This window comes from Rhodanobacter geophilus (assembly GCF_040812275.1).
GTDB classification, from domain to species: domain Bacteria; phylum Pseudomonadota; class Gammaproteobacteria; order Xanthomonadales; family Rhodanobacteraceae; genus Rhodanobacter_A; species Rhodanobacter_A geophilus.
The window spans coordinates 14,835-40,810 of record NZ_JBFOHL010000003.1; the positions used below are offsets into that span (position 1 = coordinate 14,835).

The 25,976-nt window shown below is 68.2% G+C and carries 24 protein-coding genes and 3 pseudogenes; 9 read left to right on the forward strand and 18 right to left on the reverse strand.

The features are described 5' to 3' along the window. Positions 1-177: 177 nt before the first annotated feature. From ABQJ56_RS04170 to ABQJ56_RS04180, 3 genes are all read right to left on the reverse strand, one after another. The gene (locus ABQJ56_RS04170) at positions 178-477 is read right to left on the reverse strand and encodes a type II toxin-antitoxin system RelE family toxin (RefSeq protein ID WP_367843729.1); all 300 of its coding nucleotides are present in this window, start codon (positions 475-477) and stop codon (positions 178-180) included. Beyond that, positions 467-712 carry a type II toxin-antitoxin system Phd/YefM family antitoxin gene (locus tag ABQJ56_RS04175; protein WP_367843730.1) on the reverse strand — a complete coding sequence of 82 codons (246 nt, stop codon included), beginning with the start codon at positions 710-712 and terminating at the stop codon, positions 467-469. The genes ABQJ56_RS04170 and ABQJ56_RS04175 overlap by 11 nt, the downstream gene beginning before the upstream one ends. 143 nt (positions 713-855) lie before the next feature. Beyond that, the gene (locus ABQJ56_RS04180) at positions 856-1,512 is read right to left on the reverse strand and encodes an XAC0095 family protein (protein WP_367843731.1); all 657 of its coding nucleotides are present in this window, start codon (positions 1,510-1,512) and stop codon (positions 856-858) included. 409 nt (positions 1,513-1,921) lie between these two features. Here ABQJ56_RS04180 and ABQJ56_RS04185 point away from each other — a divergent pair, with 409 nt between their 5' ends. After that, positions 1,922-2,221 (forward strand): AbrB/MazE/SpoVT family DNA-binding domain-containing protein, encoded by a 300-nt coding sequence (locus ABQJ56_RS04185; RefSeq protein WP_367843732.1) that lies wholly within the window; start codon positions 1,922-1,924, stop codon positions 2,219-2,221. Beyond that, positions 2,218-2,655, forward strand: a complete 438-nt coding sequence (locus tag ABQJ56_RS04190) for a putative toxin-antitoxin system toxin component, PIN family (RefSeq protein ID WP_367843733.1) — start codon at positions 2,218-2,220, stop codon at positions 2,653-2,655. Before ABQJ56_RS04185 ends, ABQJ56_RS04190 begins: the two co-directional genes overlap by 4 nt. Before the next feature lie 165 nt (positions 2,656-2,820). Here the strand turns inward: ABQJ56_RS04190 and ABQJ56_RS04195 are convergent, their stop codons facing one another. The 3 genes and pseudogenes from ABQJ56_RS04195 to ABQJ56_RS04205 all read right to left on the reverse strand — a co-directional run. Further along, the gene (locus ABQJ56_RS04195; protein WP_367843734.1) at positions 2,821-3,162 is read right to left on the reverse strand and encodes a HepT-like ribonuclease domain-containing protein; all 342 of its coding nucleotides are present in this window, start codon (positions 3,160-3,162) and stop codon (positions 2,821-2,823) included. Then, entirely contained in the window at positions 3,152-3,475 is a 324-nt protein-coding gene (locus ABQJ56_RS04200; RefSeq protein WP_367843735.1) for a nucleotidyltransferase family protein, read from the reverse strand. Before ABQJ56_RS04200 ends, ABQJ56_RS04195 begins: the two co-directional genes overlap by 11 nt. 158 nt (positions 3,476-3,633) lie before the next feature. Continuing rightward, positions 3,634-4,167, reverse strand: a pseudogene (locus ABQJ56_RS04205) (helicase SNF2); the annotation flags it as partial. Positions 4,168-4,442: 275 nt separating this feature from the next. Here ABQJ56_RS04205 and ABQJ56_RS04210 point away from each other — a divergent pair. Further along, positions 4,443-4,805 (forward strand): hypothetical protein, encoded by a 363-nt coding sequence (locus ABQJ56_RS04210; RefSeq protein ID WP_367843737.1) that lies wholly within the window; start codon positions 4,443-4,445, stop codon positions 4,803-4,805. 238 nt (positions 4,806-5,043) lie between these two features. On the opposite strand, the pseudogene ABQJ56_RS04215 reads toward ABQJ56_RS04210, so the two are convergent. After that, positions 5,044-5,214: pseudogene (locus ABQJ56_RS04215) on the reverse strand (integrase core domain-containing protein); the annotation flags it as partial. Between ABQJ56_RS04215 and ABQJ56_RS04220 the strand changes: the two are divergent. Further along, positions 5,188-6,089, forward strand: a pseudogene (locus tag ABQJ56_RS04220) (IS3 family transposase); the annotation flags it as partial. The pseudogenes ABQJ56_RS04215 and ABQJ56_RS04220 overlap by 27 nt on opposite strands. A gap of 77 nt (positions 6,090-6,166) precedes the next feature. Here ABQJ56_RS04220 and ABQJ56_RS04225 read toward each other — a convergent pair. Together ABQJ56_RS04225 and hutU are read right to left on the reverse strand one after the other, a co-directional pair. Then, positions 6,167-6,652 (reverse strand): DUF262 domain-containing protein, encoded by a 486-nt coding sequence (locus ABQJ56_RS04225; RefSeq protein WP_367843738.1) that lies wholly within the window; start codon positions 6,650-6,652, stop codon positions 6,167-6,169. A gap of 137 nt (positions 6,653-6,789) precedes the next feature. After that, positions 6,790-8,460 carry a urocanate hydratase gene (gene hutU / locus ABQJ56_RS04230; RefSeq protein WP_367843739.1) on the reverse strand — a complete coding sequence of 557 codons (1,671 nt, stop codon included), beginning with the start codon at positions 8,458-8,460 and terminating at the stop codon, positions 6,790-6,792. Positions 8,461-8,599: 139 nt separating this feature from the next. Here hutU and ABQJ56_RS04235 point away from each other — a divergent pair, with 139 nt between their 5' ends. After that, positions 8,600-10,084 carry a multicopper oxidase family protein gene (locus ABQJ56_RS04235; RefSeq protein ID WP_367843740.1) on the forward strand — a complete coding sequence of 495 codons (1,485 nt, stop codon included), beginning with the start codon at positions 8,600-8,602 and terminating at the stop codon, positions 10,082-10,084. A gap of 30 nt (positions 10,085-10,114) precedes the next feature. On the opposite strand, the gene ABQJ56_RS04240 is transcribed toward ABQJ56_RS04235, so the two are convergent. Continuing rightward, positions 10,115-11,521, reverse strand: a complete 1,407-nt coding sequence (locus tag ABQJ56_RS04240) for a GDSL-type esterase/lipase family protein (protein ID WP_367843741.1) — start codon at positions 11,519-11,521, stop codon at positions 10,115-10,117. 451 nt (positions 11,522-11,972) lie between these two features. Between ABQJ56_RS04240 and ABQJ56_RS04245 the strand changes: the two genes are divergently transcribed. Both ABQJ56_RS04245 and ABQJ56_RS04250 read left to right on the forward strand, forming a co-directional pair. Further along, a complete protein-coding gene (locus ABQJ56_RS04245) occupies positions 11,973-13,484 on the forward strand; it encodes a DNA-3-methyladenine glycosylase 2 family protein (protein WP_367843742.1) in 1,512 nt (503 codons plus the stop codon). Beyond that, the gene (locus tag ABQJ56_RS04250; protein ID WP_367843743.1) at positions 13,481-14,011 is read left to right on the forward strand and encodes a methylated-DNA--[protein]-cysteine S-methyltransferase; all 531 of its coding nucleotides are present in this window, start codon (positions 13,481-13,483) and stop codon (positions 14,009-14,011) included. Before ABQJ56_RS04245 ends, ABQJ56_RS04250 begins: the two co-directional genes overlap by 4 nt. Here the strand turns inward: ABQJ56_RS04250 and ABQJ56_RS04255 are convergent. After that, on the reverse strand, positions 14,005-14,367 hold the full coding sequence (locus tag ABQJ56_RS04255; RefSeq protein ID WP_367843744.1) for a hypothetical protein: 363 nt from the start codon (positions 14,365-14,367) through the stop codon (positions 14,005-14,007). The genes ABQJ56_RS04250 and ABQJ56_RS04255 overlap by 7 nt on opposite strands. Positions 14,368-14,445: 78 nt before the next feature. Here ABQJ56_RS04255 and ABQJ56_RS04260 point away from each other — a divergent pair, with 78 nt between their 5' ends. Then, a complete protein-coding gene (locus ABQJ56_RS04260; RefSeq protein WP_367843745.1) occupies positions 14,446-15,723 on the forward strand; it encodes an alkaline phosphatase family protein in 1,278 nt (425 codons plus the stop codon). A gap of 163 nt (positions 15,724-15,886) precedes the next feature. Here the strand turns inward: ABQJ56_RS04260 and ABQJ56_RS04265 are convergent, their stop codons facing one another. The 6 genes from ABQJ56_RS04265 to ABQJ56_RS04290 form a co-directional block, all read right to left on the reverse strand. Next, positions 15,887-17,167, reverse strand: coding sequence for an MFS transporter (locus ABQJ56_RS04265; protein ID WP_367843746.1), 1,281 nt, complete (start codon positions 17,165-17,167; stop codon positions 15,887-15,889). A gap of 153 nt (positions 17,168-17,320) precedes the next feature. Next, complete coding sequence (locus ABQJ56_RS04270) at positions 17,321-17,773, reverse strand: hypothetical protein (RefSeq protein WP_367843747.1); 453 nt, start codon at positions 17,771-17,773, stop codon at positions 17,321-17,323. Between the two features lie 138 nt (positions 17,774-17,911). Further along, the gene (locus tag ABQJ56_RS04275) at positions 17,912-20,998 is read right to left on the reverse strand and encodes a glycoside hydrolase domain-containing protein (protein ID WP_367843748.1); all 3,087 of its coding nucleotides are present in this window, start codon (positions 20,996-20,998) and stop codon (positions 17,912-17,914) included. Positions 20,999-21,095: 97 nt separating this feature from the next. Beyond that, on the reverse strand, positions 21,096-22,082 hold the full coding sequence (locus tag ABQJ56_RS04280; RefSeq protein WP_367843749.1) for a multidrug resistance efflux transporter family protein: 987 nt from the start codon (positions 22,080-22,082) through the stop codon (positions 21,096-21,098). Between the two features lie 132 nt (positions 22,083-22,214). Beyond that, positions 22,215-23,588 (reverse strand): sensor histidine kinase, encoded by a 1,374-nt coding sequence (locus tag ABQJ56_RS04285; RefSeq protein ID WP_367843750.1) that lies wholly within the window; start codon positions 23,586-23,588, stop codon positions 22,215-22,217. Continuing rightward, positions 23,585-24,274, reverse strand: a complete 690-nt coding sequence (locus tag ABQJ56_RS04290) for a response regulator (protein WP_367843751.1) — start codon at positions 24,272-24,274, stop codon at positions 23,585-23,587. Before ABQJ56_RS04290 ends, ABQJ56_RS04285 begins: the two co-directional genes overlap by 4 nt. A 136-nt stretch (positions 24,275-24,410) precedes the next feature. Here ABQJ56_RS04290 and ABQJ56_RS04295 point away from each other — a divergent pair, with 136 nt between their 5' ends. Continuing rightward, positions 24,411-24,917: a Spy/CpxP family protein refolding chaperone gene (locus ABQJ56_RS04295; RefSeq protein WP_367843752.1), complete on the forward strand. Its 507-nt coding sequence runs from the start codon at positions 24,411-24,413 to the stop codon at positions 24,915-24,917. A gap of 201 nt (positions 24,918-25,118) precedes the next feature. On the opposite strand, the gene ABQJ56_RS04300 is transcribed toward ABQJ56_RS04295, so the two are convergent. Then, complete coding sequence (locus ABQJ56_RS04300; RefSeq protein WP_367843753.1) at positions 25,119-25,964, reverse strand: alpha/beta fold hydrolase; 846 nt, start codon at positions 25,962-25,964, stop codon at positions 25,119-25,121. Positions 25,965-25,976 lie beyond the last annotated feature (12 nt).

Sequence of the window (25,976 nt, forward strand, 5' to 3'; positions counted from 1 at the left end):
GGCGACTCTCCAGAAGCGTCGCCGCACTGAGTCGGCACGCAAGCTACCGCCTACTTCACGCCATCAAAACAGGCGAAACAGAAGTCAGGGCTGACTTTCCCGCATAAAGGGGACGGAGGTATTTATGACGATTTTAATTGCTTCCATCCCCTTATTTCCGGGGGCAGAGTCGATTTTCTACAACATTTGTTTCAAGAAAGTGCACTCTGACCCTGAGGTTTGCAGCCCCTTGTCGCGCTTGCCTACCGCAATCACGGTGACCACCACGACCTTGTCGTCCACCTGATAGACGAGTCGGTAGCCGACCGTGCGCAATTTGCTCTTGTAGCAATCCGGCATGCCATGCAGGCGCGCGGATGGGACGTGTGGCTGCTCCAGCCGCTCGGCCAGTTTGCGTTTCATCTGCTCGCGAATGGCTGGCGCCAGCTTGCGCCATTCCTTCAGCGCCGACTCGACAAACGCCAGGCTATAGCTCATCGAGCTTGACCTTCACGCGCTTCTCGCCGCTGCGCTCGCGCACCAGTGCGGCCAGCTCCAGGTCTTCCAGTCGCTCCAGCAGCCGCCGATACGTCTCGGCCGGCACCAGATAGGCACTGGGCTTGTTGTGCACCAGCACCGCGACCGACTCGCCGTCGGCCGCCTCGATCACGGCACTGGGATTGCGCTTGAGCTCGGTGATGCTGATGCTCGCGCCGGCCAGGATGGCTTCCATATTCGTCTCCAAATTTGGTGACGAATATGGCACAAATGGCTGCCGACATCAATACGGGATGAAAACAGGGGTCAGAGTCAGCTAACGGGGTCAGGTCCAGTTCCTAGGCAACCCTAGATAAGTGAACCTGACCCCGTTTTTCCCTACTGGCAGGTGGACAGCTGCTGCGCGATGCGCGACGCGCTGGGCATGGGAAAACGCGGGGCTAAAGCATGGTAGGCGGCCGGCCACTCGCGTACGCCGGTTCGCGTGCCACGCACTGGCCCGAGCTGCTGCGAATCCACGTCGCGGATGATCCCGCGCAGCTTCTCCACGCCGCTGAAGATGGCTTGCCCCATCTGCGACAGCGTGTGGTCGGCGAACTCGGCGTCATGGCTGGCGATCACTACATCGCCATGGGCCCGGATCATATCGAGCAGCAGGTTGATCTCATCGATCTGGTCCAAGGTGACGCCGAACAGGTAGGGGGCACCTCTGCCATCAGCTCCAAACTTCGCCACTTCCGGTTCCGCGGTTTCGGGCTCCGTGCCGGCCGCCGCAGCCGCCCTTTCGCTCCGGTACGCCGGCCACGAGATCTCGTCCAACAGCCGCCCTATCTGCTCCTCCAGCAATTCCAGGCATATCGCCACTTTGCCCACGCGGATCTCAGGGAGACATTCCTGCTCCTCGTCCGCCATCCGCGGCTGTGCCAGATGCGACAGGAATTCGACGTATTCGCGCAGCTTCTTCAGCCGCAGCTGGCTGTCCTCCGGCAGGAAATAGCCCGTCGTTTCCAGATCATCCGAATCGAACGTCGTCATGGTCGCCTCCCGGTTCCACGAAGTGCCCGCCCACGGAATGACGACGGACGGGATGAAGGGATCGCAGCCAATGAAACGGGAGCCGATGCCTGCGGGAGAGATGCAGAGCAATCCCAGTCCCCTACGGGGATTCTGGTGTCACTGCGGAGCGCGACGGCAACAGTCCTCGTCGAAGCGAGCCGCGACCTGCCGGGCAGGATGGACGGTCGCGGTGCGATGCACGGCCGCAACAATGCAATTTAAAAGTGGCGATGTCAACAATTTTAGATTGCTTATTCACGAGCCTGCGTGCACAACCGCGATGGCCCCGCCGCCGCAAGTCAAGCGGGCGTCGAGCGAATCCGGCGACAAACTTGCAGGTGCCAGCGACGCGGCCTAGGGCAAGGCATCCTTACACAAGGTCCCACCCATGCTCGCCAAGCTCACCAGCAAGAACCAGTTGACGCTGCCCAAGGCCGCGGTCGAGGCCACCGGCAATGCCGAGTATTTCGAGGTGGAAGCGCGCGCCGGGCAACTGGTGCTGACGCCCGTACGCATCCAGCGTGCCGATGCCGTGCGCGCCAGGCTTGCCGCGCTGAAGCTTGGCGACGACGATCTCGCCGCGGCAGTCGCCTGGGCGCGCCTCGCCGCCCGTGTCGCCGAACCGCGAGGCCGCCACGAGTCGAAACCGTCGAGCACAGGCAAACCCGCGCCGCGGCGCAAGCCGTGAGTCCGCCAGCACGCGGGACACCGCGCTGGGTACTCGACACCCACGTCGTGCTGTCGGCGCTGATCCGTCCCGGCGGCGTCAGCGGCCGCCTGCGTCTCGCCTGGCAGGCGGCCCTGTGCGTGCCACTGGCCAGCCGCGCCACCGTCGCCGAGCTGATCCGCGTGCTCGCCTACCCCAGGTTCAAGCTGGCGCCCGACGAACAGCACGGCCTCCTCGCCGACTACCTGCCGTGGACGGAGACCTTCCGCATCCCCGACCCGCCGCCCCGTACGCCGCCATGCCGCGACCCGCACGACCTGCCGTTCCCGCAACTGGCGCTCGCCGCGAAAGCCGACGCGCTGGTCACCGGCGACGCCGACCTGCACGTGCTCGCACCGCTGCGCGGCCTCGCCATCCTCACCCCGGCGCAGGCGATCGAGCGGCTGACGCCGTGAACGTGCGACGGTGACCAGGCCATCCACCGTTCTCGCGGCGACAGGCAGGACTGCGCTGTGCGCGTGGCAAGCATCGGGAGAACCTTCAGGCGGTCTTGACTTGCACGCGCAACTGATCGACGGTCGATGCGGATCAGCTTGCCGTAACGTGGGCGAACGTTGCCTTCAGAGCCCCGCAAGCAGCGCATCCACTTGTTGACGCAGTGGCTCCAGCCTAGATTGCACCACGTCCCAAACCAGGGCGTCGTCGACTTCGGCATAACCGTGGATCAGCACGTTGCGGAACGCGATGATCTGGCGGTGGTGGTCGATCCGCGCCAGCAGCGCGCCGTCGTGGCGGCCGAGTTGGGCCAGTGCCTCGCCGATGATCTCGAACTGACGTTCCACGGCGGCGCGCAGCATGGCATTGCGCTGGTACCCGGGCCAGTCGCACCCGGTCACGAACCCGGCCAGCGTGGCGGCCGCGCTCTGCACGTCGTACAGATACTTGGCGGTTTCAAGCCGCATACAACTCGCGGCGCTGCGCCTGTACCGACTGGCGGAAATACGGATTGCGGATGGCCCGCTCCACGACCAGTTCGACCGGCGCGCCCAGCAGTGCTTGCAGATCCTCCTGCAGGCCGAAGTAAGCCGTGGCGTAACCGCCCGGCGGCAAGGCGTCGAACTCCACCAGGAAGTCGTAATCGCTGCCGGCGCCGGACTCGCCACGCGCCGTCGAGCCGAACACCGCCAGCCGGCGCACACCGTGGCGGCGGCACAATGCGACCAAGTCCTCGTGGTGGGCCTGCAGGTTCTGCAACGATGGCGTGGCGATGCTCATGGCGACAGCATAACGTGTGGCGATGTGGGCGTGGCAGTCAATCCATCCGTACCTGGCCGTTCATCAACAGGAGGAGCGGCCCGTCACGGGGTGGGCAGGTGCGATGTTTCCAGTTCAGCCAGTGGCTGTCGTTGTTGTTTCTGCTCCGTTATCAGCCTTCAGACAAACCGCAAACGATCGACGCCAAACGCACCAGCGCTCTGCAGCCGGCCATCCAGATCGCGCAGAAAGACAAAATCCTTCTCGCCACGCTTGCGACCTGCCATGAATACGGCGCCGTAATCGCCATGTACGGCACGGCTCTTGTCCACTTCGCTGTCCAATCCCCACAGATGGGCGCCTTTGATTTCCAGCAGCGCAATGCGCGGACTTGAGCGTCCAGCCAGGCACACCACGAAATCCGGATAGAAGCCCTCCCCTTCGTCCCAACGGTACAGGCCCACGCCCGTCTTCGGCGGATTGCGATGCCACCACGTCACCTGCGGATCGCCATCGAGTTTCTCGGCAACGGCGCGCTCGTCGGCATTGAGGTCGGGCGGAAAAACGCGATACAGGCCACGCCTGGCCGGATCCAGCCGTAGTGTGCTCGCAAGTTCAGCAGGCAAAGCCACGTCGATATCCACCACCTGCGCGTGGCGCATGCTCCTGTAAGCGGCGCGCAGCAGACCGGGACGCCGCACCAGCAGCCCATCCTTTGGAAAGCACATGGCGTCTTATCTTCATTCGCAATCCCAGACCATATCCATCATTTCGCTTTCATCAACACAACAAACCTATTAATCAAAAGCGTGGATTACATAATAAAGTCCTTTTCCTACAGATTTTCCCGCTTCATTTATTTACTATGACATGCGCCGACGGCATCCGCCGTTGGCCGCAGAAAACCCGCAAGGCGAAAGCAGCGCGGGCCGCATGGGCGGCAACCCATGCGGCCCGCTGACCACAACCAACTACTGGAGAGTTGATCATGGCTAAGCCCGATCATACGGCAGTCGCGCCCGACGACGCGCGCATCCCCACCAACCCGCTCTCGCGCCCCTACTGGACCCTCGCCGAAGCCGACCCCGGCCAGCAGGACGCCGCCACCTTGGCCGGCCTCACCACCGCCATCCACGCCCTCGCCCGCGTCCTCACCAACAGTGAAGCCTTCCGCGACCTCCACACCAACAGCCAGGGCGACACCATCGAACCCAGCTGCTGCCCACTGGATGCGCCCACCACCGAAGGCCTCTTCGCCGCCCTGTACTTTCTCAGCGAACAGGCCGAACGGCTCAGCCAGTTGCCTCTGCCCCAGCCCGCGCTATTTCATCCGGGCGACGTGCCGTATTGAGCCCAAACGCGAACCTGCCGGGCCGCTTCGCCAAGGTGTGCCCGGCAGAGCCAATAGCCAGACTCGCACACCCCAAAGTCAACCGGCGAGGGAGGCTCGCAAACGAGGAAATTGACCCCTGATTGCGGCTTAATTGCCTCTGAGCTCTCTTTTTCGCGCGGTGGTTAGCTCGAAAGTGACGGCACTATCACATCGACGTCCCCCCGCTTTGAGTAGCGGGTCGATTCAGAGTCCGCGGTTACTTTAACTGCTTCGCGTAGGCGGCAGGTGTCAGCCCGCCCAACGCCTTCTTCGGTCGCTCCTCGTTGTATTCCCGCCGCCAGCGTTCGATCTCGGTGCGGGCGTGCAGCAGGCTGGGAAACCAGTGTTCGTTGAGGCACTCATCGCGCAGGCGACCGTTGAACGATTCCTGCGCGAGGCGGATGCCGGCCTGCCGATCAAGGAGCTGTGCCGCAAGCACGGCTTCAGCGAGGCCTCCTACTACCTGTGGCGCAGCAAGTTCGGCGGCATGAGCGTGCCGGACGCCAAGCGCCTGAAGGAGCTGGAGACGGAGAATACCCGGCTGAAGAAGCTGCTGGCCGAGCAGATGCTTGAGAACGAGGTGATCCGGGACGTTCTGCGAAAAAAACCGTAGGCGCACCGGCCCGGCGAGCGTTGGTGCGCCAGATGATCGACAAGGGGCTGAGCGAGCGGTGCTCATTGCGCGTCGTGGGCATGAGCGCCAGCGCATACCGCTATCAGGCGCAGCCGGACCGCAACGTGGCGCTGCGGCGGCGGATCGTGGAGCTGGCGCAGCGGTACAAGCGCTACGGCGTGGGGATGATCCACCTGAAGCTTCGGCAGGAGGGCGGCGAGCCGGTGAACTACAAGCGCGTGGAACGGCTGTATCGGGAGGAACGGCTGCAGGTGCGTCGGCGCAAGCGGAAGAAAGTGCCGGTGAGCGAGCGGCAACCGCTGTGTCGTCCATCGGCGTCCAACGAGGTGTGGTCGATGGATTTCGTGTTCGATCGCACCGCCGACGCCCGCGTCCTCAAGTGCCTGACCATCGTCGACGACGCCACGCATGAGTCGGTGGGCATCGAAGTCGAGCGAGCCATCTCCGGTACGGGCGTGACGCGCGTGCTGGATCGCCTGGCGATCATTCGCGGCCTTCCCAAGACGATTCGCACCGACAACGGCAAGGAGTTCTGCGGCAAGGCGATGGTCGCCTGGGCGCACGAGCGCGGCGTGCAGTTGCGCCTGATCGAACCGGGCAAGCCGAACCAGAACGCGTACATCGAAGCCGATGATCTGTTCTTCGGTAAAACGCTTCTTCACGTCCAATCTCCTTCAGTGGGGGGATTGGACTCCAAACCGTGGTGCTACTCAAAAGTGGGGGGACGTCGGCGCAATGTGCTGTTATCCAAATACTCCTTGTCCTCGCTCGGCAAATCTTCATAGATTTTGTCGTTCAAATCTTTTCGGATGTCGAGGCCGCGAAGTTTGTACTCGCCCTTTAGAAAGCCGTTGATCGCCACTAGCCTCTGCTTGCCATCAATAACTATGAAGCGCCCGCGGTGATCTTTGTTTTCTGCAAGAACAATATTAGGAACCGGCATCCCGACGATAATCGATTCAATCAGACGACTCTTCCGAGCATCATCCCATGCTACTCGTCGCTGGAAGCCTGGCTGAAGATTGATGTTGCCTTTGTTGATCTGAGTGTCGATTGTTTCTATCGTCCAATCTGCATTCATCACAACTGCATCTTTGAAGGTGATCTTTGTTTGCAGATCTTCTTCACTTTCCTGCTGATCGTTCGGAATGAGTGCGTAATCGAGATTCGGTTCTTCATCAAAATGGGTCATGTGCGCCTCTGTTATAGCCACGTGCATTTCTCTCGATTTGAAGACGATAGCAACGGCATGGTCGCATAGGTCAACTCAGGAACGAAGATGCCAACGCCAACAAAAAAGGCCAGACTTCAAACTTGGCCTTTCGTCGCTCAGACCATCGGCAACTTCAACCCCTGCTCCTTCGCACATTCGATCGCAACGTCATACCCCGCATCCGCATGCCGCATCACCCCGGTCCCCGGATCGTTCCACAACACCCGCGCAATCCGCTTGTCCGCCTCGGCGCTGCCGTCGCACACGATCACCACGCCGGAGTGCTGGCTGTAACCCATACCCACGCCACCGCCGTGGTGGAAGCTGACCCAAGTCGCGCCGCCCGCCGTGTTGAGCAGCGCATTGAGCAACGGCCAGTCGGACACCGCATCGCTGCCGTCCTTCATCGCCTCGGTCTCGCGGTTCGGTGACGCCACCGACCCCGAATCCAGATGATCACGCCCGATCACCACCGGCGCCTTCAGTTCGCCCTTGCGCACCATCTCGTTGAACGCCAGCCCCAGCTTGTGGCGCTGCCCCAGCCCCACCCAGCAGATGCGCGCGGGCAGGCCCTGGAAGTTGATGCGTTCCTTGGCCATGTCCAGCCAGCGGTGCAGGTGCTCGTCGTCGGGGATCAGCTCCTTCACCTTCTGGTCGGTCTTGTAGATGTCCTCCGGGTCGCCGGACAGTGCCACCCAGCGGAACGGGCCCACGCCGCGGCAGAACAGCGGGCGCACGTAGGCGGGCACGAAGCCGGGGAAGGCGAACGCGTTGTCGCAGCCTTCGTCCTTGGCCATCTGGCGGATGTTGTTGCCGTAGTCGAAGGTGGGGATGCCCTGCGCGTGGAACGCGAGCATCGCTTCCACGTGCTGCTTCATGGATCGCTTGGCGGCATCGCGGGTGCCGTTGGGGTCGCTCTTGCGGCGCTCGAACCACTGCTCCACGGTCCAGCCGCTGGGCAGGTAGCCGTTGACCGGGTCGTGCGCGCTGGTCTGGTCGGTGACGGCGTCGGGCTTCACGCCGCGGCGCACGAGTTCCGGCAGTACATCGGCGGCGTTGCCGAGCAGCGCGATGGATTTCGCTTCGCCGGCGGCGGTGTACTTCGCGATGCGCGCCAGCGCGTCGTCAAGGTCGGTGGCCTGCTCGTCCACGTAGCGGGTCTTGAGACGGAAGTCGATGCGGCTCTGCTGGCACTCGATGTTGAGGCTGCACGCGCCGGCGAGGCTGGCCGCCAGCGGCTGCGCGCCGCCCATGCCGCCGAGGCCTGCCGTCAATATCCACTTGCCCTTGAGGCTGCCGCCGTAGCTCTGCCGGCCCATCTCCACGAAGGTTTCGTAGGTGCCCTGCACGATGCCCTGCGAGCCGATGTAGATCCACGAGCCGGCCGTCATCTGGCCGTACATCATCAGGCCCTTCTTATCCAGCTCGTTGAAGTGCTCCCAGTTCGCCCACGCCGGCACCAGGTTGGAGTTCGCGATCAGCACGCGCGGCGCGTCCTTGTGCGTGGGGAACACGCCCACCGGCTTGCCGGACTGCACCAGCAGGGTCTCGTCGTCGCCCAGCTCGCGCAGGCTGCGCAGGATCGCGTCGAAGCATTCCCAGTTGCGTGCGGCGCGGCCGATGCCGCCGTACACCACCAGCTCGGCCGGGTTCTCCGCCACCTCGGGGTCGAGGTTGTTCTGGATCATGCGGAACGGCGCCTCGGTGAGCCAGCTCTTGCAGCTCAGCTCGGTGCCGCGCGGTGCGCGGATGGTGCGGGTGGTGTCGATGCGGGTGGGGGCGTTCATGGCGATCTCGGGAAACCAGCGGAAAGCCCGATTGTGGCGAGCGCCTCCCCGCGTGGAAAGAGGCGGTGCCGCATGGGGCGGAAAAACCTGCGGCGGCCAACGCCGTAAGCTTGGCGAAGCATCGTCCCGGAGATCGCTCATGGCGCTGGATCGACGCGACTTCCTCAAGCTCGCCGGGCTGGGGGCACTGGCTGCCGGCGCCGGCGCGCAGGCCACTTCACAGGCGGGCGCCACATCGACGGCAGCCCCGCCGCTTGTCGGCCGCGCCGACCATACGCTGCGCATCGCACGCAGCCTGGTGGAACTGGCGCCGGACCACATCGTCTCCACCACCGCCTACAACGGCAGCGTGCCCGGCCCGCTGCTGCGCCTGCGCGAGGGCCGGCGCGTGGTGGTGGACGTGCACAACGACACCGACCTGCCCGAGCAGTTGCACTGGCACGGCCAGTTCCTGCCGGTGGACGTGGACGGCGCGGCGGAGGAAGGCACGCCGTACATCCCGCCGCACGGCATGCGCCGGCTCAGCTTCGTGCCGGGGCCGGCGGGCTTCCGCTTCTACCATACGCATGTGGTCGCGGGCTCCGACCTCACGCGCGGCCAGTACAGCGGCCAGGTGGGCCCGGTGTACATCGAGCCCCGGCACGAGCCCGGCGCGTACGACCGCGAAGTGTTCCTGACGCTGAAGGAGTTCGATCCGTTCTTCAGCCAGGGCGGCGACATGGCGATGGATTTCCTGCGCCCTGACGCGGCGGACCCGGTGCTGAAGGCGCGCGGCGAGCGCGCGATGCAGGCCTCGCTGGCGCGCGGCGACCAGCGCGGCTACGAGGTGGGCTACCAGGCGTTCGCGATCAACGGCCGCATGCTGGGCCACGGTGAGCCGATCCGGGTGAAGGCCGGCGAGCGCGTGCTGTTCCACGTGCTCAACGGCAGCGCCACCGAGATCCGCAGCCTCGCCCTGCCCGGCCACACCTTCACCGTGCTGGCGCTGGACGGCAACCCGGTGCCGCACCCGGCCGAGGTGCCGGTGCTGTGGCTGGGCACGGCCGAGCGCATCAGCGCGGTGGTGGAGATGCGCCGCCCCGGCGTGTGGGTGCTGGGCGACCTGGCCGACGACGACCGCGCGCATGGCATGGGCATCGTGGTGGAGTACGCCGGCCAGCGCGGCGCACCGCGCTGGGAAGCGCCGCCACCGTTCGGCTGGGACTACCGCCTTTTCGCCAAACCCGGCGCGACGGCCGCGCCACCGGACGAGGTGATCGAGATGACGTTCGCGAAGCAGAACGCCGCCGACGGCGGCTTCAACCGCTGGACGATCAACGGGCAGGCGTTCGACATGCGCACCGGCACGCCGCGCTTCCGCCTCGCGCACGGACGCCGCTACCGTCTGCGCATGCACAACGCCAGCGACGACATCCACCCGATGCACCTGCACCGCCACACGTTCGAGATCGCCAGCCTCGCCGGCCAGCCCACCGCGGGCGTGCGCAAGGACGTGGCGATGCTGGGCGGCTACCAGACGATGGAAGCGGATTTCACCGCCGACCAGTTGGGCCTGTCGCTGTTCCATTGCCACATGCAATTGCACATGGATTTCGGCTTCATGGCCTTGTTCGACTGCGCGTGAGCACTTCGGCGCGATACGGATGCGCGGAACTCAGCGACAACCCTGGGGCGGTTGCAGCGTTGCATGGAACAGCACGTTGTAGGCCAGCGTGCCCATCACGGCGTAGCCGCGGTCGTTCGGATGCAGGCCGGCGTCGCCCGCGCAGACGGTCGCCATGCCGACCGGCAGCGGGGACTGCTTCGCGGCCAGCGGCGGCGGCGTGTACGCGCCGGCCACCGCCGCGGAGAAATCGACCACGCCGTCGAACAGGCCGGAGTGCCGTATCCACGCGTTGAACTGCAACCGCACGGCTTCCCGCTGCGGGCTGTACCAGTCCGCCAGCCCGGCGAATGGCGTGACCGTGCCGGCGTAGATGCGCAGGTGATGCTGGTGGGCGACGTCGGCCAGCATGCGCATGGACGCTATGAGATCGCCGGCCGATGCGCCGTTCGGGTAGCCGGCGGGATCGATGCCGCGATTGATGTCGTTCGCGCCGAACAGCACCACCACGTCGGTGACGCCGGGGCGATCCACCACGTCGCGCAGGAAGCGCTTCAGGCCGGAGGCGCCGGCGCCGGGCGCGCCGATCTGGTCGGTGGCCAGCTCGTCGGCGCTGATGCCGGCGTTCACCACCGCCGCCGCGTCGCCGTTGCGCTGGGCGATGCGGGCCAGCACCGCCGGCCAGGATGCGGTGGGTGCGCTGGCGAGGGCGCCATCGGTGATCGAGTCGCCGAACGCGATGATGCCGCGCGTGTCCGCCGGCGCCTCGACCTCGACGCCGTCCAGCAGGTAGATGTGGTCGTCCCGCGTGCGCGGCAATGCCTTCGCGGCCGGCCGTTGCGCCAGCGACGGCTGCCGGGTGGCATCGCCGTCGACCGCGTACGTGGTGTGCGCCTGTTCCATCGGATGGAAATCGGCCAGCTGCGTCGGCCCGTCGAAGTACAGGCTGACGACCACGTCCGCCAGCGCCGGCACGCGCAGGTCGACCGGATCGCTGACCGCCTCGCGGCCGGGCGCGATGGTGATCGACGGCTTGCCGCCATCGAAGCTCAGCGGCCGGTCGCTGCCGGGCTCGGTCGCGGACAGGTCACCGGCGTGGCCGGCGGCCAGCGCAATGCGCGCGGCGCTCACGGTGAGCGGTGCGCGGCCGTAGTAGTTCGACAGCCGGATGCGCACGCGTTCGCCGCCGGCGCTGACGTTCACGGTCTGGCGCAGGGTCAGGTGATCGACCGTGGGGGCGCGCTCGACCGGCTGCCCGTAGGCATCCCGCACCGGCTTGCCGCCGTGGCCGGCGACCCGTGCGTACTGCGAGGTCATCGCCTGTCCCCACGTGGCGACCCACTTCTGCGTCACCGGCTTCGTGGGGACGGTGCAGGCCGGGAGCAGCAGGCATCCCGACAGCAGCGCGATCAGCGCGATGGCGAACCGCTTGTGGGCGTTGTTACGAGCAGGTGTCATGCGTGCATCCCCGTGGGACGGCAGGATCGCCGTCCCGGATCGTTCGGCAGGCTGCGCCTGGTGTCAATGCGGGACGGGTTGTTGCGAGGTTTGAGGTTGTTCAAAGTCCCCGGTCCACGCTTTCCGATTTGCATCCTGGCTAGTGTCGATCCTCAGCCAGCCTTCCCCTTCTCCCTCCGGGAGACAAATCGGCAGGACTGCCGATTTGCACGGCGCGTGCCGCCGCAGCCCTGGCCCTCTCCCCAACCCCTCTCCCCAACCCCTCTCCCCAACCGCTCTCCCAAAGGGAGAGGGGCTTCAGGCAGCTGAGGATCGACGCAACCCAGGTCGGTCGGCCGGTCGGCTGGAAGGCGATCTTCGCGCAATGGTTGTTCACGGTTGGCGCAAGGCCCGTGGCATTGATGTCCGAAAACGGCGAGTTTCGCCGCCGCGGCGGTGCTAGCCTGCAGTCATGAACGATCCGAACACCATCGCCCTGCCCGACCCACGCGCCTGCGAGCAGGCCCGCCTCAGCCGCGACGCGCGCTTCGACGGCCTGTTCTTCACCGCCGTGCGCAGCACCGGCATCTATTGCCGGCCGGTGTGTCCCGCGCCGTCGCCGAAGCGCGAGAACGTGCGCTATTACGCGAGCGCGGCGGCGGCGGAGGCGGCCGGTTTCCGGCCTTGCCTGCGTTGCCGCCCGGAGCTGTCGCCGGGCAACGACGTGTGGCAACGCGGCGACCACGTGGTGGCGCGCGCGCTGAAGCTGATCGGGCACGGTGCGCTGGACGAAGGTTCGCTGGACCAGCTCGCCGCGCGCGTCGGCGTCGGTGCGCGGCAGCTGCGCCGGCTGTTCACGGAACGGCTCGGCGCGCCGCCGCTGAGCGTGCACACCACGCGCCGCCTGCTGTTCGCGAAGCAGTTGCTGACGGAGACCGCGATGCCGGTGACGGAAGTCGCGCTCGCGTCCGGCTTCCGCAGCCTGCGCCGCTTCAACGCCGCGTTCGCGCAGGCGAACCGCATCGCGCCGCGCGAGCTGCGGCGCCAGCCGCGCGCGGCGAAAAGCGATGCGCTGACGTTGCGGCTGGCGTATCGGCCGCCGTTCGATTTCGCGTCCTTGCTGGCCTTCCTGCGCGGCCGCGCGCTGCCCGGCATCGAGCAGGTGGACGAGGCCACGTATGCACGCGTGTTCGGCCCGGCGGACGCGCCGGGCTGGCTGCGCGTTTCCGCGTGGCCGGGCGGCGAGCACGCGCTGAAGCTGGAACTGCATTGCCCGCAACCGGCGCGGATGCTCGGCGTGGTGGCGCGCGTGCGCCGGCTGTTCGACCTCGATGCGGACCCGCGCGCGATAGCCGACGCGCTGCGCGGCGAGGCCACGCTGCGCCCGCTGCTGCGCAAGCGCCCCGGCCTGCGCCTGCCGGGCAGCTGGGACGGCTTCGAGGTCGCGGTGCGCGCGATCCTCGGCCAGCAGGTGAGCGTGGCCGCGGCGCGCACGCTGGCCACGCGCCTGGTGCAGCGCCACGGCGTGGCGCTGGCGGTGGCGCCGCTGCCGGGCCTGGACCGGCTGTTTCCCACGCCGGAGGCGCTGGCGGATGCGGACCTGCGCGAGCTCGGCGTGACCGGCGCACGCGCGGAAACGATACGCAGCATGGCGCGCGCGCTGCTGGATGGCCGCGTGGATTTCCGCGCCGAGCAATCGCTGGACGAATTCGTGGCGCGCTGGGTCGCGCTGCCCGGCATCGGCGACTGGACCGCGCACTACATGGCGATGCGCGCGCTGGGCCATCCCGACGCGTTCCCCGCCGCGGACCTGATCCTGCGCCGGGCGGCCGCGCGCGGCGGCGATGCGCTCGGCGCGAAGGCACTGACCGCGCTGGCCGAGGCATGGCGGCCGTGGCGCGCGTATGCGGTGATCCACCTGTGGCGCGGCAGCGCCGACGCGGCGCCGGCGCCGCGCGCGAAACGCAAGGGGGCGGCTGCATGAGCACGCAGGAAACGATCTGGTACGACGAGCTGCCCACGCCGATCGGCCGGCTGCGCCTCGTCGCCGATGCGCAAGGCCTGCGCGAGGTGTGGTTCGAGAGTGGGCGCCACCAGAAGATGCCGGCACCGCATTGGAAACGTGACGCCGGCAGGCTCGCGTTCGCCCGCGTGCAGCTGGAGGAATACTTCGCCGGCACGCGGCAAACGTTCGCGCTGCCGTTGCATCCGCTGGGCACGCCGTTCCAGCTCGCGGTGTGGCAGGCGCTGGCGCGCATTCCCTACGGCGTCACCACCAGCTATGGCGAGCTGGCGCGGCGCATCGACCAGCCGCTGGCGGTGCGCGCGGTGGGCGCCGCGAATGGCCGCAACCCGCTGCCGATCGTGCTGCCCTGCCACCGCGTGATCGGCGCGGACGGCAGCCTCACCGGTTTCGGCGGTGGTTTGCCGGTGAAGCGCTTCCTGCTCGCGTTCGAGCAACGCATCGCGCACGGCGACCTGTTCGCCGCGCCGCCTGCATCCGCTCAGTGACCGCGTTGCTTCGCCGATGAATCCGTCGACTGCGACGATGGCGCCGGCAGCGTGGAAGCGTCGCGGTACTGGTTGACGAGATCCTGCTGCCGGGCGTTCGCGCGATCCTGCTGCGCGCGATTGGCCTGGTCCTGCTGGCTGCGCGCGGTGGCGCCCTGCGCCAACGGCTGCTGCTGCGTGTTCGCCACGTTCTGCCGCTGCTGTTCCTGCTGCTGGCTCTTCTGCAGCTGGTCGCTGACCTGCTGCTGGCGCACGGCCTGCTGGAACTGGGCGTTCGCCGGCTTCGTCTGCGCCGCCGCCGCGCCGGCGGCCGCGAACAGGCCGGCCAGCAGCAGGCACGACGGCAGGCGATGCATTTTTTCACCAGGGTGACGTGCGATGGTCATGGCGTCTGGGCGATCATGGGAGGACGTTCGCATCGTATGGATTCCTGCATGAAATTCCCGTTTCGCCTGCTGCTGGCCGCGCTGGTGGCATTCAGCGCCGGTTGCGCCACGCAGCCACCCGCTCCCGCCAGCGCCGTACCGGCCGCCACCGCGGGCGCCGCACGCCCCGCGCCGCTGCTGCTGATCTCGATCGACGCGTTCCGCGCGGATTACCTGGACCGCGGCCTCACGCCCACCCTGGCGATGCTGGCGAAGACCGGCGTGCATGCCGACGCGATGCAGCCCTCGTTCCCCTCGCTGACCTTCCCGAACCACTACACCCTGGTCACCGGCCTGTACCCGGACCACCACGGCATCGTCAACAACACGATGGTCGATCCCGTGCTCGGCAAGTTCTCGCTGGGCAACCGCAAGGCGGTGGGCGACGGCCGCTGGTGGGCCGAGGGCACGCCGATCTGGGAGACCGCCGACGCGCACGGCCTGCGCACCGCCACCATGTTCTGGCCCGGCAGCGAGGCCGGCATCCACGGCAGGCGCCCGGATTACTGGAGGCCCTACGACGGCAAGGTGACGCCGGACCAGCGCGTGGACCAGGTGCTGGCGTGGCTGGACCTGCCGGCCGGGCAGCGGCCGGGTTTCCTCACCCTGTATTTCGACGAGGTCGACCACGCCGGCCACGCGCACGGCCCGGATTCGCCCCAGGTGGACCAGGCGCTGCGCGACACCGACGCCGCGCTGGCGCGACTGGTGGATGGCCTCAGGCAGCGCGGCCTGTTCGGCAAGATCAACCTGGTCGTGCTCGCCGACCACGGCATGGCCAGCGTGCCGCTGGAAAACAACGTGCTGATCGAGCAGCTGATCCCGCTGGACGAGGTGCAGACCGTCAGCCTCGGCATCCTCGCCGGCTTCAATCCGAAGCCCGGCCACGGCTTCGCCGCGATCGAGCGCAAGCTGGAACAGCCGCAGCAGCACATGCGCTGCTGGGACAGGACGCGCATCCCGGCCCGCTTCCACTACGGCAGCAACCCGCGCGTGCCGCGGCTGGTCTGCCTGGCCGACACCGGCTGGCGCATCACCACGGCCGACTACCAGGCGAAGCACAAGGGCCACGTCAGCATCGGCGACCACGGCTACGACAACGCCGACCCGCGCATGCGGGCGCTGTTCGTGGCGCACGGCCCGGCGTTCCGCCAAGGCCTCACCGTGCCTGAGTTCCCGAACGTGGACGTCTACCCGCTGATGACCCACCTGCTCGGCATCCCCGCCGCCGCGAACGACGGCGACTACGACGCGGTGAAGGGCATGCTGAAGCCGGCGGAGCGCTGACGGTCGCCTGCCGTCATTCCGGTGCAGGCCGGAGGTGCTTCACAACAGCGAAGCTGGTCATCCAGTCGAGTGGCCCGTGCGAAGCAGGCAATGCTGTCTCGTGTGCTTCGCACGCATATTTCACTGGATTCCGGCTTTCGCCGGAATGACGGCAGCGGCGCCTTCACGGCATCGCGCCCTTGCTCATCGGCGTGGGTGGCGTGGCCACGTTCACCAGCGGCTTCAGCCGCACCAGCCCCAGCGCGATCGCAAGGCCCGCCAGCACCAGGGCACCGACGAATGCGGCCACGCCGTTCCAGCCGTGCGCGGCATAGAACAGGCCGCCGCTGGCGCCGGCCACGCTGGAGCCCATGTAGTAGCAGAACAGGTACATCGACGAGGCCTGCGCCTTCGCCGCGCCGGCGCGCCGGCCCACCCAGCTGCTGACGATGGAGTGGCCGCCGAAGAAGCCGAACGTGACCGCCACGATGCCCAGCATGATCAGCCACAGCGACGCGGCCAGCGTCAGCAGCACGCCGGCCAGCATCAAGGCGAGCGCGGTCCACAGCACCTTGCGCCGGCCCAGCTTGCCGGCGAGGTGGCCCATCCATGCCGAGCTGAAGCTGCCGATCAGGTAGATGCCGAAGATCAGTCCCACCACGGCCTGGCTCAGGTTGTACGGCGGCGCGAGCAGGCGGTAGCCGAGGTAGTTGTAGACGGTGACGAAGGCGCCCAGCAGCAGGAAACCTTCCACGAACAGCCACGGCAGGCCACGGTCGTGGAACATGCCGGAAAAGCGCGCGGCCAGCGCGCGCGTGGAAAGCGGCTGGCGCGTGAAATGCCGCGATGGCGGCAGTGCGCGCCAGAACGCCAGTGCGCAGGCCAGCCCGATCACGCCCACCACGGCCACGCCCACGCGCCAGTCGAAGAAGTCGGTGAGCACGCCGGTGACGAGGCGCCCGCCCATGCCGCCCACCGCGCTGCCGCTGATGTAGAGGCCCATGCCGAGGCCGATCGACTCGGCGTGCATCTCCTCGCTGAGATAGGTCATCGCCACCGCGGGCAGGCCGCTCAGCGTGAGACCCAGCAGGGTTCGCACGACGAGCAGCGAGCCCCAGTCCGGCATCGCCGCACTGGTCAGCACCAGCACCGCGGAGGACACGAGCGAGGCCACCATCACCGGCTTGCGCCCCCAGGCGTCGGACAGCCCACCCGCGAACAGCATCGCGAACGCCAGCACGCCGGTGGTGAGCGACAGCGACATCGCCGCACCCGCCTCGCTCACGCCGTAGTCGCGGCTGAACTCCGGCATCAGCGGCTGCACGCAGTACAGCAGGCCGAACGTGGCGAGGCCCGCGGCGAACAGCGCGAGGTTGGTGCGGCGGAACGCGGGCGTGCCGTGGTGGATCCAGTCCGACGGCTCGGCGTGGCCGGTCGTCGCGCGGTCTGCGGGGGAAGCTTCCATCCTGCGGTGCCGACATCGATGGGGGGATGTTGCAAGGATAGAGCCTGCAGCGTCCCTATTGATCCGGCCCGCAAATAGTTGCCGCCGATGTCCTTCCACTCCGCTTCGCCACGCTCAGGACGAACGGTGCGGGCATCGTATTCGCGGACCGGATCAATAGGAGGCGATCCCGCGCACCCGCCGTGCGAAGAACGCCACGATCAGGCCGAACAGCAGCATGGCGAGCAGGTTCAGCACGACCGGCACCGGCGCGGCCGGCGCCTTGAGCGGCGCGGCGGACAGCGGCACCACCAGGTAATTCATCACCACGTAGATCGCCACGCCATACGCCAGCCCCGCCAGTGGCCAGCGGCCGCGCAGCCAGGCCATGCGCGTGGCGGCAGCCGCGAAGATCGCGGCGATCAGCAGCGACATCGCCCACTGCAGGCCCAGCCCCAGCCAGGCGGCCGGCGCGCCGCCCTGGAACGCGGCCTTGCCCAGCACGCCACTGGCGATCGCGTGCAGGATCATGGCGGGGTCGAGATGGTTGATCAGCGCCGCGGCGCCGATGTCGATGGTGCCGGCGATGAAGCCGCCGCAGAGTATGGCTCGACCGGTCGGGTTCATGCGTGGCAGCCCTCGATGCGTGGGGTGGCGCAGGCCGGCGCGGACACGCACCGGGGGAAGCTCCTGTGTACGCCTGCGGGATGGGCGAAAGCCCGTGCCGGTCGTCACGGGCTTTCGCGGCCGCGCATGGGGCAACGCTCAACGCACCGCGTCGAGCTCCAGCAGCCAGCCCTTGCCCGGTGCCACCGGGATCGCCTCGCCCGGCTTGAACGTGGCGGCGGGCTGGAAGCCCTCCACCGCGGGCGCCAGCAGGCGCACGTGCGAGGGATCCAGGCCGAGCGCCTTCCAGTCGATGTGCAGTTTCACGGCGACCTGCTGCGGCGCCCACGAAGCGATGGACACCAGGGTCTTGTCGCCCTTGCGCACGTAGCTGGTGGCGAGCACGTCAGGGTTGCCGGTCTTCACCGGCGTGTCGTGCACCCACCAGCCGATCATGTCGGCCTGCTCGATGCCGAACGCATCCCACAACTGCCACAGGTGACGCGGGTCGCCACCGGTCCACGGCAGGCGGTTGGTCATGCCGAACACCATGCCGCGCCAGGGGTTGCCGCCGTTCTGCAGCATCTCGCCCATCAGGCCGTAGGGAATGCCGGAGATCTCGGTGAGCCAGTACGCGGGCGAGGTGTGCTCGTAGTCGAACTCCTCGCCGAACCACAGGCGGTCGATGTACGGGAACAGGCCCATGTAGAGCAGTGCACTGTTGATGTAGCCGTCGCGCGCGTCGAACTGGCTGGCCGAGTGCAGGTCGATCAGCGCATGCGGGCGATGCGCGTCCAGCACCTTGCGCACGCGCTTCATGGTGGTGCGGTCGTAGGCCACGTCGTCGAGGTAGAGGCCGTCGATGCCGACGTTGCGGGCCAGCCAGTCCAGCCCTTCGATGTAGTAGTTGTGCCAGCGGCTCTGGCCGGCGTCGACCACCGCCGCGTCGCGGTTCTCCGGCACGTGCCAGGCGGCGATGTAGTCGCCGTCCAGGTGCTCCTGCAGCCACGAGAAGCCGCCGCCCTTGCCGGCGCTGATGATCTCGCTGCACGGCCCGGGCGCGGCGTTGCCGTCGGCGCCGATGCGGCAGCCGTCGAGGCTTTCCAGCATCGGCAGTTCGGGTGCGCGGTCGGACAGCTCGCGGATGGTGTCGTAGATCTTCACCTCCATGCCGCGCTGGTGCGCCGCATTGATGTAGCCGTGCAGGGTCGGCACGGTGAGGAACGGATAATTGATCCACGGGTTGATCGGCGTGGCGTGGTGGATGTTCACCACGTTCGCGCCTTCGCCCTTGATCTGGTCCAGGTCGGCGTAGGCGTGGAAGTAGCGCTCGGCGAAGTGCTGCGCCGGTTTGATCGTCTTGAACGGCGTCACCCGCAGCACGAGGTCGTAGTGCAGCGTCTGCCCCGCCGCCATCGTGCGCGGGCCACTGAATGCCTTGACGAGATAGCGTGCGCCCTCGCGCGCGAACGCGATGCCGCCCTGCCCGGCGTTGTCCCATGAGGCCGGCATCACCAGCGGCTGCTGGTGGTAGAAGTTGGTGTTGAGCGGACGGCGGTAGTGCTCGTCGCGCAGGTGGAATTCCAGGCCGGCGTTGACCGCGCCGATCCACGCGCCGTCCTGGTTGTTCTCCACGTTCCACTTCCACGCGAAACTGTCCGGCGCGGGCGCACCGGTGCGGCCCAGGCCCAGCTCGTACTGCGCCACGTCGTTCTTCAGCGGGATTTCCAGGCGGATGTCGTCGAGCTTCACCGCCTGCGTGGCGGTGAGCGCGATGGCGTAGCTCAGCGTGCCGTCCATCTCCAGGCTGGCAGTCACTTCGCCCTTCAGCGCACCGGCCTGCCCCGCCACCTGCCAGTGCACCTTGCCGGGACCATCGACCCCGACCTTGGGCATGCCGGCGGCGTTCAATGCATGCGCGCCGCCGGCGTCCTGCACCAGCAGGCGCATCGGTGCGGCAAGCAGCGCGCGCGGGGTTTTCGCGAAGCCGGTCATGCGCTCGTCGAAGCGGCTGTCGATCTGCGCCGGCAGGCCGCTGGGCGCCAGCGTCACGGTGCGGCCCAGGATGCCGAGCCTGTCGCCGTGCACGGCCACCGCGGTGAACGGCTTCACCAGCGTGTCGTCCTGCGCCAGCGTGGAATTCAGCCAGCGCAGGCGGGTGAGCTTGAAGGGGTTGTCGTCGCCGTGCGCCACGGCCTTGCCTGTCCCCACGGTGATCGCCAGCGGCACCTGCCGTGGCGGCGCGCCGTCGGCGCTGACCGTCAGCGTGCCGCGATATACGCCAGGCTTCGCGTCGGCGGGAATGTCCAGCCCCATCCACAGCGGCTGCACGCGACCCTGCGCCACGTCGAGGCGGTCGGCGAACGGCTTGCCGGCATAGTCGATGCCGCCGAGGTTGAAGCAGGTGAACCGCGCGGCCGGGATCGTCGCGCCGTCCGGCCCGCGCAGCTCACCGAAGCTCACGCGCACGTCCTGCGCCGCGGCGCGCGCGGTCCACAGGCCGACCTGGAAGCTCAGGTATTCGCCGCGCAGCGCGTGGTCGGCCAGCGCGCCGCCCGCGCCGCGCCCGGCCCAGCGATCGGGGAGCTGGGTGAACATGCGGACCGGGTGTTCGCGCGTTTCCGGGAACAGCAGCCACGGCGATCCGGGGTTCGCCGCCAGCAGGTGCTGCACTTCGGCCGGCGTGGCGGTGCGCTCCATGTCGGTGTAGGCGTCGAAGTCATCCACCGCCTCGTAGCCGATCACGCGTGCCTGCGGCAGCTTCGCCACGCGGCGCGGATCGGCCAGGCCGTTCTGCTCCACCCAGGCGGCGTCGGCGGTGTCCGCCGGCGCGCGGTAGCTCACCGTGGGGTAGTTGCGCGAGCCCCGGCTGACGTAGGGCTGGTAGTAGATCGCGTAGGTGCCGGCCTGCTTCGCCTCGAACACCAGCACGCCCTCGGCCTGGTCGATGCGCTCGCGTACCACGTTGGCCACCGCCTGCCCGTCCGGGCCGACGACGAGGGTGGCCACGCTTTCGGGATGACGGTCGCGTCGATGCCAGGGAATCGTCACCTGCACCGCCACCGCGGCCTTGTCCACGGCGACGGTGTAGCGGTGGTTGCCGTACTGGTCCGCGTTCCAGCGCAGTTGCACGCCATCGGCGAGCGTCTGCGTCTGCGCCACCGCGGCGCCGGTGCCGCCGGCGAGCAGGCTGCAGGCCAGCAGGCCGAGTGCTCCCGAATGGCGCAGGGCGCGTGGATGGCGCATGGCGGTTCCCCTTGCTCGATGATCGAAGCCTGATATGTAACCCGTCGGCCGATTTTTCGCAAGAAAACGATTCAATACGAAATCAATTGAAGCATCATCAGGCGCTGCGGTCGCTGCGCAGCGCGCGCGTGGCCGCTTCGTCACCGGCTGCCTCGCGGCCGCTGACCCAGCCGAACATCGCGATGCCGAGCACGATCGCCAGCGCGCCCAGCGCCGCCCAGCCGTGCGGCCACGCCTCGCCCAGCAAGGCCGCGCCCAGCGCGGTGGTGAACAGCAGCTCGGCGGCCTGCATCGCCTCGACCGCGGCCAGCGCGGTGGGCTGCGTGCGCACGCGATCGGTGGCGGCGAAGAACAGCACGGTGGCGATCACGCCCGAGGACAAGGCCACGCCACCGGCCAGCAGCACTTCGCGCCAGGCCGGCAAACCCATCGTGCACAGCGTGATCGCCGCGAGCAGCAGCCACAGCGGCCAACTGCACAGCGTCATGCCGAACACGCGCTGCAGGGCGTTCACCCGATGCACGCTGGTTTCCAGATGCAACAGCAGCATGCGGTTGCCCAACGGATACGCGAACGCGGAAAGCACCACCGCACCCGCCGCCAGCCAGTCGCCGCTGCGCAAATGGCCGCGGGCGTGGCCCCATTGCAGCGCGAACACGCCGGCCACGATCAGCACACCGATCGCCAGCGTGCGCCACGCCAGCCGCCGGCGCGCATCGCGGTAGATCAGTGGTGCCAGCAGCGGCCCCGCCAGCACCGTGGTCTGGAAACTGCCGGCCACCAGCCACGCCGGCCCGCTGCCGGCGGCCCAGGTCAGCGGTATGCCGAACAGCACGAAGCCCACGCTGCTCCACGCCAGCCACGCACGCGGATGCGCACGCAGCTCGCGCGGCAACTCGCCCAGCCCGCCGCGCCACGGCAAGGCCAGTGCCAGCAAGGGCAAGGTGATGAGGTAACGCAGGATCACCGCCCACGCCCAATGGCCGCCGCCAGTCACCAGGCTGCGGTTGAGCACATAGGTCATCGTGAAGAACAGCGCCGCGCACAGCGCCAGTCCCACGGCGGCGAGGGCGTTGCGGCGCATCGGCGGGTCGTTGTCGGGAAGGCGCGAGTGTGGCAAATCGCGCGGGGTTTGCGTAGCGCTCCGGACCAGGCCCTCGCGATCGTCCGTGATCGTGGAAACCGGGCGGCCGGCGCATGTCCCCGGCCGCACTTTTCAGCCCGTCGCCAGCGGCAACCTCAATCGCACTTCCAGGCCGCCGCCCTCGCCGTTGCGGGCGAGGATCTCGCCGCCATGCGCCTTGGCCACGCGCTGCGCGATGGCCAGGCCCAGGCCGTGACCGTCGGCGCGTACCGCGTTGCTGCCGCGGAAGAACGGCCGGAACAGCGATGCCAGTTCGTTCTCCGGCACGCCGGGGCCATGGTCGCGCACCAGGCATTCGGCCTGCCCGGCTTCGGCACATACCGACAGCTCCACGCGGCCGCCCTCGGGGCTGTACTTGATCGCGTTGGAGAGCAGGTTGCCCAGCGCACGCTCCAGCAGCACGGGGCTGCCGACCACTTCGACGGGTCCGTCGGCAGGCCGCCATTGCAGGTCGATGTGGCGCGCCTCCGCCTCCAGCGCCACTTGCTGCAGCCCTTCGCGCGCCAGTTCGGCGAAATCCAGGCGTTCGTGTTCCATGCCCGGCAGGCCGCCTTCCATGCGCGACAGCGCCAGCATGTCGCCGGTCATGCGGTCGAGCCGGGCGATCTCCTGCTCGGCCTGGCGGAAGTAGCGCTCCGCCGCCATGGGATCGGTACTGCGCTGGGCCAGGTCGAGGATCAGTTGCAGGCGTGCCAGCGGCGAGCGCAGTTCGTGCGAGAGATCCTGCAGCACGCGCCGGTCGTGCGCCACCAGCGCCTCGATGCGTTCGGCCATGGCGTCGAAATCGCCGGCGAGCTGGACCAGCTCGTCGCGCGAAGCACCACCGGGATGGTCCACGCGCGTCGACAGCTCGCCGGCAGCCATGCGCCGCGTGGCCTCGCGCAGCGCCTGCACCGGTTTCGCCACGCTGCGCGCCACCCACCAGCCCACCAGGCCGATGCCCAGCAGCGACAGCGCCAGCTGCACGCCAAGCAGGATCTTCTCGCGCGTCTGCGGACGCAGACGCGTGTGCGAACGACTGATCGCCACCAGTTGCCGTTGCTGGCCGTCCGCACCGACCACGGGCTCCACTGCCAGATACATGTACTGACCGCGCCACGGCCGCAGCACCACGCTGCGGTCGGCCGACAACATGCCGGGCAAGGAGTCGCGGACCGATGACGGCAGGCGGATCGGCAACAGCGGCTGTCCGTCCTGGAACAGCGTGGCCTCGATGAAGACGCCTGCGTGACGCTGCTCCCCGATCCAGCTCGCCAACGCAGGCTGGCCGCCCTGGTCGTAGACCTGTTCGGCGGATTGCGCCACCGTCGTCCAGTCGATCTCCACTTCGGTGGTGTATTCCACGAAGCGCTGGGTGAGGAAGCCGCCCAGCACCAGCACCAGCAGGTTCACCGCGCAGAACCACAGCAGCAGGCGCCAGTACAGCGAACTCTTGAACGGATTCATGGCGCGCCCGCCACCAGCACGTAGCCGGCGCCGCGTACCGCGTCGATGCGCGGCGATTGCGCGGAGGCCTCGGCCAGCTTGTGGCGCAGCCGGCTCACGTGCACGTCGATGCTGCGGTCGTAGCGTTCCAGTTCGCGCCCCAGCGCGAGACGGGTGAGCGCGGCCTTGTCCACCAGTTCGCCCGCGCGTTGCGCCAGCGCCAGCAGCAGCTGGAACTCGGCGCCGGTGAGCGACAGTTCCTGTTCCCCGACCAGGGCCCGGCGTTCGCCTGGCAGCAGGCGCAGCACGCCCAGTTGCAGCTCTCCGGCGGCGGGGCCCGGCGCGTTGCGCCGCAGTTGCGCGCGCACGCGCGCCAGCAGTTCGCGCGGCAGGCAGGGCTTGGAGAGATAGTCGTCGGCGCCCAGCTCCAGCCCCACCACGCGGTCCACCGGCTCGCCGCGTGCCGAGAGCATGATCACCGGCAGGCGGTATTTCATGCGCAGCTCGCGCAGCGTCTCCAGCCCGTCGCGGCCCGGCATCATCACGTCGAGGATCAGCAGGTCCGGCCGCTGCGCCGCGTTGTGCAGCCGCGCCAGCGCTTCCCCGCCGTCGTGGGCGAGGTCCACGGCAAAACCCTCGCGCTGCAGGTACTCGGACAGGAGGCTGCACAGCGCGCGGTCGTCATCGGCGATCAGGATGCGTGACATGGGCGGTTATTTAGCGGCGCGCGGCGTCTGGCGGCAGGGGGCTTTACCCATCTTTACGCTTCCGCAAAGAACATACACGCCCGGATGTCGTCCAATAGCCACACGTTCCACTCCCCCAACGCAAGAGGCGACAACCATGCGCAAGAACCTCATTCTCGGTCTGGCCCTCAGCTCGGCCCTGGCCATCGGCAGCTTCGCCGTCGCGGCCCAGGGCGCCCCCGGCCCGGGCGGCCACGGCGGCTGGGGTCACCACGGCGAGCGGCACGGCATGATGGCGCTGCACAAGCTCAACCTGACCGACGCCCAGAAGGCCAGCATCAAGCAGATCATGAAGAGCAGCTTCGCCCAGAACAAGGGCCAGTTCCAGGCGCTGCGCCAGCAGAAGCAGGCGTTCGAGGCGATGAACCCGAACGACCCGGGCTACCAGGCGGCCGCGGCCTCGCTGGCCCAGGCCGAAGGCGCCGCCACCACGGCCCGCGTGCAGCAGATGGCCAACGTCCGCGCGCAGATCTACAACGTGCTGACCCCGGCGCAGCAGTCGCAGCTGGCCACGATGAAGGCGCAGCAGCAGGCCCGCCGCCAGCAGTGGCAGCAGTTCAAGGCCCAGCAGAAGGCGGGCAGCGGCGCGCAGAGCGGCCAGTAAGGCGAGTATCCGCCACGCAGAACCTCCTCCCTCTGCGCAGCGGGAAGCCGCGCCGGCCCTCGCCGGCGCGGCTTTTTTGATGCCGGAGCAGGCACGCCGGCGGGCATCCCGGGGCTGCACTGGAATCCGGGGCTGGCACCGGCCGGCCCGACGGAGCGGGCGGCGACACGGCCACGATCCGCTCGTGCCGGTCACGCGGCCTCATGCAGCAGCCGCGGGCACGTCGCGCGCGGCATGCCGCGCCAGCCACGCGCGAATCTCGGCCAGCACCGTGTCCGGCGCCTCCAGATTCGCATGGTGGCCGGCGGCCTGCACCACCAGTTGGCGCGAACGGCGGATGCCGGCGGCGAGTTCCTCGGACAGCTCGTGCACCTCGGGCTGGTCTTCGCTGCCCACGACCAGCAGGGTCGGCGCCTCGATCGCGTGCAGGCGCGCCAGCGCGGACGGTTGCGGCATGCGCTGGTCCTGCGCCGCGCGACGCCAGTAGTTCGGCTCGGCGCGGAACACCTGCGTGGTCATCGCCTGCGTATGGCGGCGCGCCTCTGCGTCGACTTCGCCTGCGCCGCGGCGCGGACCGTCGGTGAACGCGCGCAGCGAGCTGTCGATCATGCCCGCCACGTCGTAGCTGTCCAGCGCCTGCAGGAAGGCGCGTGCCGCGGGCGTGCGGTCGGCGAACCGGCCCCAGTAACCGGCACCGATGAAAATCAACGCGCTCACGCGGCCGGGATGCGCCAGCGCGAAGTCCAGCGCGGTGGCCGCGCCGCCGGAACAGGCGAGCAGCGCGGTGCGCTCCACGCCGAGGGCATCGAGCACGGCGGCAAGATCCTCGTGATGGGCATAGGCGCCCGGTTCGATGGTCGAACGACCGAAACCGCGCGCGTCGTAGCGCAGCACGCGGTGGTCGCGCGCCAGCGCGGCGAACTCGCGGTCCCACTGCCCGCTGTCGACCAGGAAGCCGTGCAGCATGGTGACGGTTTCGCCGGCACCGGCGTGCTCGACGTGCAGGCGTGCGCCGGCGACGTCGACCTGGCGTGTGGTGGCGCTCATGACGGGCTCCTC